The following is a 10,618-nucleotide window of genomic DNA, read 5'->3' as shown; positions in this document are numbered from 1 at the left end:
GCCCCCAGGTGACTGGCGATAAAGGCATCGGACACCAGCGCGTTACCGGCCTCCAGCAACAACTTGGCCTGCAGTGCCACGGCGACGTCTTCGGTCAACTGGCGCGCGCGGTATTGGATATCGGCGGTGTCGCGAAAGCCCGCCTGCAACTGGCCGATATGCGCCTGCAGCCGGGCATCGCCATGGCCGTCGCCCAACTCGACAAACAAGGCGTCGAGCACGCCGGGCTCTTTCGACAAAGCACGCAGCACGTCCAGGCACTGCACGTTGCCCGAACCTTCCCAGGTGGAGTTGACCGGCGCCTCGCGGTACAGCCTTGGCAGGATGCTGTCCTCGACATAGCCGGCACCGCCCATGCACTCCGCCGCCTCGTTGATCATCGCCGGGGCGCGTTTGCAGATCCAATACTTGCCGACCGCGGTGACCAGCCGAGCGAACTTGTCTTCCTGCTCGTCGTGGGCATGGTCCAGGGCCCGGCCCATGCGCAGCGTCAGGGCCAGCGCCGCCTCGCTCTCCAGGGCCAGATCGGCCAGCACGTTCTGCATCAGCGGCTGCTCATTGAGTACCCGGCCGCCGACCTTGCGATAGGCGCAGTGGTGCGCGGCCTGGGTCAGCGCCTGGCGCATCAAGGCGCTGGAGCCGACCATGCAGTCGAAACGGGTCAGCGCCACCATCTCGATGATGGTCGGCACTCCGCGGCCTTCCTCGCCGATCATCCAGGCCAGCGCGCCGCGATATTCGACCTCGCTGGAGGCATTCGACCAGTTGCCCAGCTTGTTCTTCAGGCGCTGGATATAGAACTGGTTGCGCGTGCCGTCCGGTCTATGCCGTGGCAGCAGGAAGCAGCTCAGGCCCTTGTCGGTCTGCGCCAGAGTCAGGAAGGCATCGCACATCGGCGCCGAACAGAACCACTTGTGCCCGACCAGCTCATAGGCCTGGCCCGGCCCGGGCATGCCGAGCGGATGGGCATGCGTGGTGTTGGCGCGCACATCGGTGCCACCCTGCTTCTCGGTCATCGCCATGCCGATGGTGGCCCCGGTTTTCTGGCTGAGCGGCAGATTGCGCGGATCGTATTGGCTCGAAAGGATCTTCGGCAGCCAGATTTCGGCGATATCCGGCTGCAACTTGAGCGCCGGTACGCTGGCGTAGGTCATGGTCAGCGGGCAGCCGCTGCCGGCCTCGGCCTGGCTATGCAGGTAGCTCATGGCCGCACGGGCGACTTGCGCGCCGGCACGAGGCTCGGTCCAGGGCAGCGACGGCAGACCGTGCTCGATGGCGGTGCGCATCAGCTCGTGGTAAGCCGGGTGAAACTCCACCAGATCGATGCGATGACCGTAGCGATCATGGCTCTTGAACACCGGTTTGTTCTCGTTGGCCAGGAAGCCCGCGGCCATCAGCGGCCCGCCGGCCAAGGCGCCATAGGCGTCGATCCGCGCCTCGGCCCAGCCGCCGCCGAAGCGCCGGGTCCACTCCTGCAACGGCAGGTCGAGGCGGTAGAGGTTGACGCCCTCCAGCGCTGGCACCTGGTTGGTCACTTCATGGGTTTCGGCGAACTGATGCAGGTTCATGGCAAGGACTCCTCGGTAGGCAATGGGGCGCCAACGGCGCGCAGGCAGAAGGTGACCAGGGCTTGGCTGACCTCGCCCAGGTCGGGCAACGCATGGCCGGCCGCCCGCGCCGCGCGTGCCGGCGGCGACAGGGGCCCGACCAGGGATTCGGCGGTGGCGCCCACCAGGCAGGCGGCCACCAACGGAATGGCACTGAGGCGGAACGCGCCGGTGGCCACGCCTTCGCGCAGCAGGTCGGCGTACAGCTTGGCGTAGGCCTCGCGATACAGCAGGCGCTGCTCGTCCACCTCGGGCTCGACCGGCTCGGCGATCAGGGCGAAGGCCAAGCGTCGGCTGTGCCAGGCGCGCGCGGCGAACTGCCGGAGGCCCTCGGCCAAACGCTGATCAGGAGTGCCGGGGCCGCGTAGCACCGCGGCCAGGGTGTAGACCTCATGCTGGCTGGCGCGGGCGAAGACTTCCGCCGCCAACTCGCCCTTGCCACGAAAGTGCCGGTACAGACTGCCGGTGGCGATGCCGACATCTTCGGCCAGGGCCTGCATGGTCAGGGCGCCGAACCCTCCCTCGGCCACCCGCGTCAGGGCGCAGTCGAGAATCCGCTCGCGCAACTCCAGGTCACGGTCGAGACGGGCGGCGGTCAGGCGATAGGCCATGATCTGAATCCTGATTCATTTATACCTCCAGTGAATCATGATTCAGAACTTGGCTAAAGTGGGATATCGGTCAAAACAGCCGCGAAAACTCCGCAGACGAAGAGGCTCGCCAGCCAAGCTCAGCCTAGAGCTCTGTACGACCAACTCATTAACTCATCCGAGCACAGAGTCCGCTCGCTGGGTTTCGCTTCGCTCTACCCAGCCTACGCCTGCTGCGAGTTAGTCGCGGCCTGGCAGAGCAGCCAGTCATGCAGCAGCGCTTGCAGCGCCTCGAACTTCACGGGCTTGGCCAGGTAATCGCTCATCCCCGCCGCCAGGCAACGTTCGCGGTCGCCACTATGGCTATGGGCGGTGATGGCCAGCACCGGCAGCTCCCGGCAGCCTGGCAAGCCGCGCAGCGCGCGGCAGGTGGCGAAACCGTCCATCACCGGCATCTGGCAATCCAGCAGCAGCGCATCCACAGATTCGCGGCGCAGCAGTTCGAGGGCCTCGGCGCCATTGTCGGCGCAGCGCACCCGGTAACCGAGCTTCAGCAGCATGCCGCGCAGCACCAGCTGGTTGATGCTGTTGTCCTCGACCACCAGCACCGTACATTGCTCCGGGTGGCGCAGCGCCTGGCCCATGGCCCGGCGCTGCGGCGCCTGTTGCGAGCTCGGCGCCGCCAGGAACAACGGCACGCGCAGCTCGAAGCAACTGCCCTGGCCCAACTGCGATTGATGGCTCAGGCTGCCGCCGAGCAGCCCGACCAACTGCCGGCAGATCGCCAGGCCGACCCCCAGACCGCCGTACTCGCGGGTCATCGAACCATCCAATTGATGGAAGCGCTGATACAGCGAACCATCCACCGGGGTGCTGAAACCTATGCCGCTGTCGATCACTTCAACGCGCAGCGTCAGGCCATCCTTGAGTACATCCGTACAGCTCACGCGCACGCCGACAGCCCCGCGCGGGGTGAACTTGATCGCGTTATCCAGCAGATAGCCGAGACTTTGCGCCAGTTTACCGGCGTCGCCTTCCAGGGTGTCGGGCAGGCTGTCGTCCAACTCCAGGGTAAAACGCAGGCCCTTGTCCTCGGCACGCGGGGCGAATTGCGCGCGCAAGCCGTCGAACAGCCCGCGCAGGCTGAACGGCTCACGCCAGGGGTAGAGCTTACCGGCTTGCAGCTCGGTGAGGGCAAGGATGTCGTTGATCATCCGCATCATGTCGCGCGACGAGGTCGTGGCGGTCTTCTGGTATTGCTCCAACTCGACATCCATCGGCACCGTCTGCATCAATTCCAGCGAGCCGATCACCCCGTTCATCGGCGTGCGCAGCTCGTGGGTGACGGTGGCGAGAAACTCGTCCTTCAGACGGTTGCTGTTGGCCAGCTTCTGGTTCAGCGCCTCCAGCTTGCGCCCGGACTCATAGAGAATCCGCGCGCGCTCTTCCTTCATCGAGTTGATGCGGTCGGCCAGGGCCAGCGACAGCAGCCCGACCTCAAGCGCGGAGCCAATCTGGCTGGCGTACATGGTCAGGAACGCGTTGGGCAGATAGCCCAGCACCATCAAGCTGTTGACTATGCCGCCGAGCAGGAAGGCGCTCCAGGCGATGATGAAATAACGCGCCACCCGCATGCCACGCCGCCAGGCCAGCAAGCCCGCACTGAACACCACCACGGTAAACAGCAGCGCCACAGAGGTCGCCAGACGCAGGGAAAAGCCATAACTGGCGGTGAGCGCCAGCAGCATCACCACTGCCCCCAGCGCCATAGTCCCCAGCAGGCTGCGATCGACCCACGGACTGTGCTCCGCGGTATGCAAAAAGCTGCGGGCGAACTGACAGCCGAACAAGGCCGCAGAACCAATCAGGAACGGCGTGGAGACATTCGCCCACCAGGGACTATTCGGCCAGAAGTACTCGATACCGGCCCCGTTTACCGAGACCTGGTAAAGACCAAAGGAGGCGATGTAGAAGATGTAATAGAGGTAACTGGTGTCGCGCACGCTCAGGTAGATGAACAGGTTGTAAATCAGCATCACCAGCAGCACGCCATAGATGATGCCCAACACATAGATGCGCCCCGGCTGCTCTTCCAGATAGGCCGTCGGCGACCAGAGCTTCAGCGGCGCCTGGAGCGAACCCTGGCTCTGCAGACGCAGGTAGACGCGCTGCGGCTGGTGGGGCTGCAGGCTGAGTTCGAACAGGTAGTTGTTCTGCTTGATCTGCCGGCTGGCGAACGGCAGCGCATCGCCGGTGCGCTGGGCCAACTGGAAGCCGCCCCGGCCATCCGCCAGATAGAGCTCCAGATGATCGAGCGGCGGGTAGGCCAGTTCCAGCAGCCACGGCTGCTGACCGACCAAGGTTTGCGGGCGATAGGCCAGATCCAGGCGCAGCCAGAACACCGAGCGCGAATAACCGGCGTTGAGTACCGGCCTATCGTGCCGGCGAAAGCTGGCCTGCAGGGCCGGCGAGGTGATTTCCTCGATGCTGGCGTTGCCGCGCACATCCTCGAACAGGTCAATTTCCTGGCCCAGCACTAGGCTGCGGGTGTACTCGTCGAACTCGACTGCGCCAGCCAGCGCCGAGCACAGACAAAGGAGTAAAAAAAGGCCGTAGCGCATGCTGCCCCGCAAAGGCTTTGTCGCGCCGCGCCGGGGGAGCCTCACACCCCCTGAACGACGCCACCACGCAGAGCCTGGCTATTCGAATGGGGCTCACTCTAGCACAGCCGCCCGTCGGGAAAAGCCGCTCACCACCAGGCACTTAAGCTCGTTCTCCGGTGCCGGCACGGCTACTGGCGGCGTGCCGCGCCTGGCGCACAGTTGTCCGCCTGACGCGGCAGTGTCGAGCGCAACACGAGGGGCGTCTCAGCCTGCACCGGCTCATCGACGAAGCGGCCAATCCGGGCGCAAAAAAGGTGATTAGTGATAAGCTCGCGCACCATGACTATCTACAGTTCCCGTCCCGTTGTTCTCTGCCTCTCCGGCCATGACCCCAGTGGTGGCGCCGGCCTGCAGGCCGATATCGAGGCCCTGCTCGCGCAGGGTTGCCACGCCGCACCGGCGGTCACCGCGCTGACCGTGCAAGACACGGTCAACGTTCGCGATTTTCGCGTGCTCGACCGCGCCTGGGTGCTCGCCCAAGCCCAGGCGGTGATTGCCGACCTACCGGTGGCCGCGGTCAAGCTCGGCATGCTCGGCTCCATCGAGATGGTCGAGACCGTGCTGGAGATCATGCAAGCACTGCCCGGCATACCGCTGGTCTGCGACCCGGTGCTACGCGCCGGTGGTGGCGGCGCCCTGGGCAAAGATGAAGTCGGCTACGCCATGCGCGAGCGCCTGCTGCCCCTGGCGACCATCGCCACGCCGAACCTGCCGGAAGCGCGGATTCTCGCCGAACTGCCAAACGGCACGGCGGATCAGTGCGCGGAAAAACTCCTGCCCTACTGCCAGCACCTGTTGATCACCGGCGGCCATGGCGACGAGCAGCAAGTGCATAACCGCCTGTACTCGCGCGACGGCAGCCGCCACACCTTCACCTGCCAGCGCCTGCCCGGTAGCTATCACGGCTCCGGCTGCACCCTGGCCAGCACCCTGGCCGGCCGCCTGGCGCTAGGGGAAAACCTGGCCAGCGCCGTGCAATCGGCACTGAGCTACACCTGGCGCACCCTGCGCGATGCCGAGCAACTGGGCCATGGCCAGTTCGTCCCGCGCCGCCTGCCGTTGGATTTCTGTTCATGAGGCGCCGCCCGTGAGCCAACCGCTGCGCGGCCTATACGCCATCACCGACAGCCAACTGCTGACCGGTGGCAAGCTGCTGCCCTATGTCGAAGCGGCGCTGGACGGCGGCGCACGCCTGTTGCAATACCGCGACAAGTCCAGCGATCAGGCGCGCCGCCTGCGTGAGGCAGAGGCCTTGCGCAGCCTCTGCGAGCGTTACGGCGCCAGCCTGCTGATCAATGACGACGCCGAGCTGGCCGCGCGCCTGGGCGTCGGCGTCCACCTCGGCCAGGGCGATGGTTCACTCGCCGCCGGCCGCGCCCTGCTCGGTCGCCAGGCGATCATCGGCGCCACCTGCCACGCCCAACTGGAGCTGGCCGAACAGGCCGCCCGCGAAGGCGCCAGCTATGTGGCCTTCGGCCGCTTCTTCAACTCCAACACCAAGCCCGGTGCGCCCGCCGCCACCCTCGAGCTGCTGCAGCAGGCCCACACCCGCTTGAGCCTGCCGATAGCCGCAATCGGTGGCGTCACCCTGGAAACCGCGCCGCAGCTGATAGCCCACGGCGCCAGCCTGCTGGCGGTGATCCACGCGCTGTTCAGCGCCGAAAGCGCCCAGGACGTCGCGCGCCGCGCCCGCGCCTTCAGCGATCTGTTCGCAACTACCTGATACCCAGTTACGGCGGATTAGGCTGCGCTAATCCACCCTACGTTTTCCGAGAGGTCCAGCATGTCCCGTTCCGAAACCCTGTTCGCCAACGCGCAAAAACACATCCCCGGCGGCGTCAACTCGCCGGTGCGCGCCTTCAAAAGCGTGGGCGGCACCCCGCTGTTCTTCAAACACGCGAGCGGCGCCTATGTGACGGACGAAGACAATAAACAGTATGTCGACTACGTCGGCTCCTGGGGCCCGATGATCCTCGGCCATAGCCACCCGGACGTGCTCGACGCGGTGCGCCAGCAGCTGCAACACGGCCTCTCCTACGGCGCACCGACCGCGCTGGAAGTCGACATGGCGGACCTGGTCTGCTCGATCGTGCCCTCCATGGAGATGGTCCGCATGGTCAGCTCCGGCACCGAGGCGACCATGAGCGCCATTCGTCTGGCCCGCGGCTTCACCGGGCGCGACAGCATCATCAAGTTCGAAGGCTGCTACCACGGGCACTCCGACAGCCTGCTGGTCAAGGCCGGCTCCGGCGCCCTGACCCAAGGCGTGCCGAGCTCCGCGGGCGTACCGGCGGCCTTCGCCAAACACACCCTGACCCTGCCGTTTAACGACCTCGGTGCAGTCGAAAAACTGCTCGCAGAGGTCGGCAACCAAGTGGCGTGCATCATAGTCGAGCCGGTGGCCGGCAATATGAACTGCGTACCGCCGGCGCCGGGCTTCCTCGAAGGCTTGCGCGCGCAGTGCGACAAACACGGCGTGGTGCTGATTTTCGATGAAGTGATGACCGGTTTTCGCGTCGCCCTCGGCGGCGCTCAGGCGCACTACGGGGTGACGCCGGACCTCTCCACCTTCGGCAAGATCATCGGCGGCGGCATGCCGGTCGGCTGCTTCGGCGGCAAGCGCGAAATCATGGAGAGAATCGCCCCGCTCGGCCCGGTTTACCAGGCCGGCACGCTGTCCGGTAACCCGCTGGCCATGGCCGCCGGCCTGACCACACTGAAGTTGATCAGCCGCCCGGGCTTCCATGCCGAATTGGCCGACTACACCGCGCGCATGCTTCAAGGCCTGCAGGATCGCGCCGATGCCGCCGGCATCCCGTTCGTCACCACCCAGGCAGGTGGCATGTTCGGCCTGTATTTCAGCGGCGCCGACGCTATCGTCACCTTCGACGACGTGATGACCAGCGATGCCGAACGCTTCAAGCGCTTCTTCCACCTGATGCTGGAGGGCGGCGTATACCTGGCACCCAGTGCCTTCGAGGCCGGCTTCACCTCCATCGCCCATGGCGACAAGGAACTGCAAATCACCCTGGACGCCGCCGAGCGCGCCTTCGCGGCTTTGCGCTAGTTGCAATACAGCAGCTGTCCGCTGGCGTGCTGGCGCTGGCCGCTTGGCGGGCCCTTACTGGCGTTGCCAGGCCCGCGCCCTAAAAGCCAGAAAAGCCCGTAAAGACTTTGTAAGGATGGCTCTGCTTATTTCATAATGTGATGGCCGACGCGTTTCGTCGGCCGAGCATCTTGCTCGTACTGCTTTTTGAGGCGTGTCGATTTCCATGAACCGCACCGGCCGCACCCTCACCTTGGGCTGCCTGTTGCTCCTTCTCCCGCTGCTCGCATCTGCCGGCGGTAACTCCTTGCTGATCTCGGCGACTGGCCGCTGCTCGCTCAACACCCTGCCCGAAGACCTGCCGCAAGCCTTGGCCGCCTGCCAACAGGCCGCCCAAACGGGCGACCCAGAGGCGGAATTCGAGCTCGGCGAGTTCTATTACGACGGCAAGCGTGCCCCGCGCGATCTGGCGCAAGCGCTGAACTGGTTCGAGCAAGCCTCACTGCAAGGCCATGCGCAGGCGCAATACCGTTTGGGGGTGATGTTCTTCCGCGGCGAAGGCGTGCCGGCCAACAATGTGCAGGCCTATATAGTGCTGAAGATGGCCGCCGTGAATGGCGCCGAAGATGCGCTGGACACCGCCGATCAGGTCGCCGCGCAGATGCCCCGCGAACAGCTGGAGATCGCCACCCAGGTGCTTGGGCAGATCTTCCGCAATTACCTGCTGGAACTGCAGACCGCTGAAGGCGGCTCTCCGTTCGCGCCGTTGCCGTAATTCGTAGGCTGGGTAGAGTCCGCAGGACAAAACCCAGCCTAGAGACACCCGAAGCGGCTTACTTATCCGGCATCGGCATGGGGAACGGCATGATATTGCTCACGCCGCGCGCTTCGCTGATCTTCGGCGTACCCAGACGCTCGACTTCGTCGATCCGCACAATCGCGTGCATCGGCACGAAACTGCGCACCACGCCCTCGAACTGCGCCTTGAGCTTCTCTTCGCTGGGATCGACCACCACCTGCGTGCGCTCACCAAAGACGAACTCCTCCACCTCCAGGAAGCCCCACAGATCACTTTGATAGATCTGCTTGGCGTACATCTCGTACACCTGGCCTTGGTTGAGGAAGATCACCTTGTAGATAGGTTCACGCTTGCTCATGGATGGCAGATAACCACGGAAGGAATTAAGGGGGCGAAATCATAGCATAGCCTCCGGGCAGGCAATGCTAGGAAGCCTGCGACTCGCCCACTATAATGCGCGGTTCTTCGAACCAGCCGACGACCGCGCATGACCAAGAAGCTTTATATCGAAACCCACGGCTGCCAAATGAACGAGTACGACAGCTCGCGCATGGTCGATCTGTTGGGCGAACATCAAGCCCTGGAAGTCACCGCGCGCGCAGAAGACGCCGACGTCATCCTGCTCAACACCTGCTCGATCCGCGAGCGCGCCCAGGATCGGGTCTACTCGCAACTGGGCCGCTGGCGCGAACTGAAGCTGGCCAAGCCGGACATGGTGATCGCCGTCGGCGGCTGCGTGGCCAGCCAGGAAGGCGCGGCGATCCGTGATCGCGCACCCTATGTCGACGTGGTGTTCGGCCCGCAAACCCTGCACCGCCTGCCGGAGATGATCGATGCCGCGCGCAGCACCCGCTTGCCGCAGGTGGACGTGTCGTTTCCGGAAATCGAGAAATTCGACCGCCTGCCCGAGCCGCGCATCGACGGCCCCAGTGCCTTCGTCTCGATCATGGAAGGTTGCAGCAAGTACTGCACCTTCTGCGTGGTGCCCTATACCCGCGGCGAAGAGGTCAGCCGGCCATTCGACGACGTGCTGGCCGAGGTCATCCACCTGGCCGAGCACGGCGTGCGCGAAGTCACCCTGCTCGGGCAGAACGTCAACGGCTTCCGGGGCGCGACCCATGACGGCCGCACGGCCGACCTGGCCGAGCTGATCCGGGTGATCGCGGCGATCGACGGGATCGACCGCATCCGCTACACCACCTCGCACCCGCTGGAGTTCTCCGACGGCCTGATCCAGGCCCACGCCGAGGTTCCGGAGCTGGTCAAGCACCTGCATTTGCCGGTACAGGCCGGCTCCGACCGCATCCTCGCGGCGATGAAGCGCAACCATACCGCGCTCGAATACAAGTCGAAGATCCGCAGACTCAAGGCCGCCTGCCCGGGCATCAGCATCACCTCGGACTTCATCGTCGGCTTCCCCGGCGAGACCGAGAAAGACTTCGAGCAAACCCTGCAACTGATCGCCGACATCGGCTTCGACTTCTCCTACTCCTTCGTCTATAGCGCACGCCCGGGTACACCGGCGGCCGACCTGCCGAACGAGATTCCCGCCGAAGTCAATCGCGAACGCCTGGCGCGCCTGCAGCACTTGTTGAACCAGCAAGGCTATGAGATCAGCCGACGGATGGTCGGCAGCATTCAGCGCATCCTGGTCAGCGACTATTCGAAGAAAGACCCAGGCTGGCTCACCGGCCGCACCGAGAATAATCGGATCGTCAACTTCCGCTGCGACAATCCACGCTTGATCGGCCAGTTCGCCGACGTGCAGATCGATGAGGCCATGCCCCATTCCCTGCGCGGCAGTTTGCTGGCAGAGCACGGCGCGACACCGGGCCAAGAGTAAAACCGTAGACGCCCGAGCTTTCACCCTTGGGCGCCCGGGGTTATCCTTCGATTTATCACCCCTGCCGACT

9 protein-coding genes are annotated in these 10,618 nt (G+C 64.8%); 5 read left to right on the top strand and 4 right to left on the bottom strand.

What is annotated here, in order from left to right; all coding sequences use genetic code 11:
• The 3 genes from FFS13_RS16445 to FFS13_RS16435 all read right to left on the bottom strand — a co-directional run.
• Positions 1–1,568, bottom strand: a 1,568-nt coding sequence (locus tag FFS13_RS16445) for an acyl-CoA dehydrogenase family protein (RefSeq protein WP_137820145.1), incomplete at its 3' end; no start/stop codon positions are given.
• Positions 1,565–2,218, bottom strand: a complete 654-nt coding sequence (locus FFS13_RS16440; protein ID WP_137820144.1) for a TetR/AcrR family transcriptional regulator — start codon at positions 2,216–2,218, stop codon at positions 1,565–1,567. The genes FFS13_RS16445 and FFS13_RS16440, both read right to left, overlap by 4 nt.
• 203 nt (positions 2,219–2,421) lie before the next feature.
• Positions 2,422–4,818 carry a hybrid sensor histidine kinase/response regulator gene (locus tag FFS13_RS16435; protein WP_137820143.1) on the bottom strand — a complete coding sequence of 799 codons (2,397 nt, stop codon included), beginning with the start codon at positions 4,816–4,818 and terminating at the stop codon, positions 2,422–2,424.
• A 321-nt stretch (positions 4,819–5,139) separates the two neighbouring features.
• Between FFS13_RS16435 and FFS13_RS16430 the strand changes: the two genes are divergently transcribed.
• From FFS13_RS16430 to FFS13_RS16415, 4 genes are all read left to right on the top strand, one after another.
• Complete coding sequence (locus FFS13_RS16430; protein ID WP_137820142.1) at positions 5,140–5,937, top strand: hydroxymethylpyrimidine/phosphomethylpyrimidine kinase; 798 nt, start codon at positions 5,140–5,142, stop codon at positions 5,935–5,937.
• Between the two features lie 10 nt (positions 5,938–5,947).
• The gene (thiE, locus tag FFS13_RS16425) at positions 5,948–6,583 is read left to right on the top strand and encodes a thiamine phosphate synthase (RefSeq protein ID WP_371922967.1); all 636 of its coding nucleotides are present in this window, start codon (positions 5,948–5,950) and stop codon (positions 6,581–6,583) included.
• Positions 6,584–6,643: 60 nt separating this feature from the next.
• Positions 6,644–7,927, top strand: a complete 1,284-nt coding sequence (gene hemL, locus FFS13_RS16420) for a glutamate-1-semialdehyde 2,1-aminomutase (RefSeq protein ID WP_137820140.1) — start codon at positions 6,644–6,646, stop codon at positions 7,925–7,927.
• Positions 7,928–8,132: 205 nt separating this feature from the next.
• The gene (locus FFS13_RS16415; RefSeq protein WP_137820139.1) at positions 8,133–8,681 is read left to right on the top strand and encodes a tetratricopeptide repeat protein; all 549 of its coding nucleotides are present in this window, start codon (positions 8,133–8,135) and stop codon (positions 8,679–8,681) included.
• A gap of 58 nt (positions 8,682–8,739) precedes the next feature.
• Here the strand turns inward: FFS13_RS16415 and FFS13_RS16410 are convergent, their stop codons facing one another.
• On the bottom strand, positions 8,740–9,063 hold the full coding sequence (locus FFS13_RS16410) for a DUF1820 family protein (protein WP_119952446.1): 324 nt from the start codon (positions 9,061–9,063) through the stop codon (positions 8,740–8,742).
• Between the two features lie 129 nt (positions 9,064–9,192).
• Between FFS13_RS16410 and miaB the strand changes: the two genes are divergently transcribed.
• Positions 9,193–10,548 carry a tRNA (N6-isopentenyl adenosine(37)-C2)-methylthiotransferase MiaB gene (gene miaB, locus FFS13_RS16405; RefSeq protein WP_137820138.1) on the top strand — a complete coding sequence of 452 codons (1,356 nt, stop codon included), beginning with the start codon at positions 9,193–9,195 and terminating at the stop codon, positions 10,546–10,548.
• The last annotated feature ends 70 nt before the right edge of the window (positions 10,549–10,618 follow it).

This window comes from Pseudomonas sp. 2FG (assembly GCF_005502935.1).
Classification (GTDB): domain Bacteria; phylum Pseudomonadota; class Gammaproteobacteria; order Pseudomonadales; family Pseudomonadaceae; genus Aquipseudomonas.
Note: the sequence above shows the minus strand (reverse complement) of the source record. Positions and strands in the feature narration are given on the sequence as shown.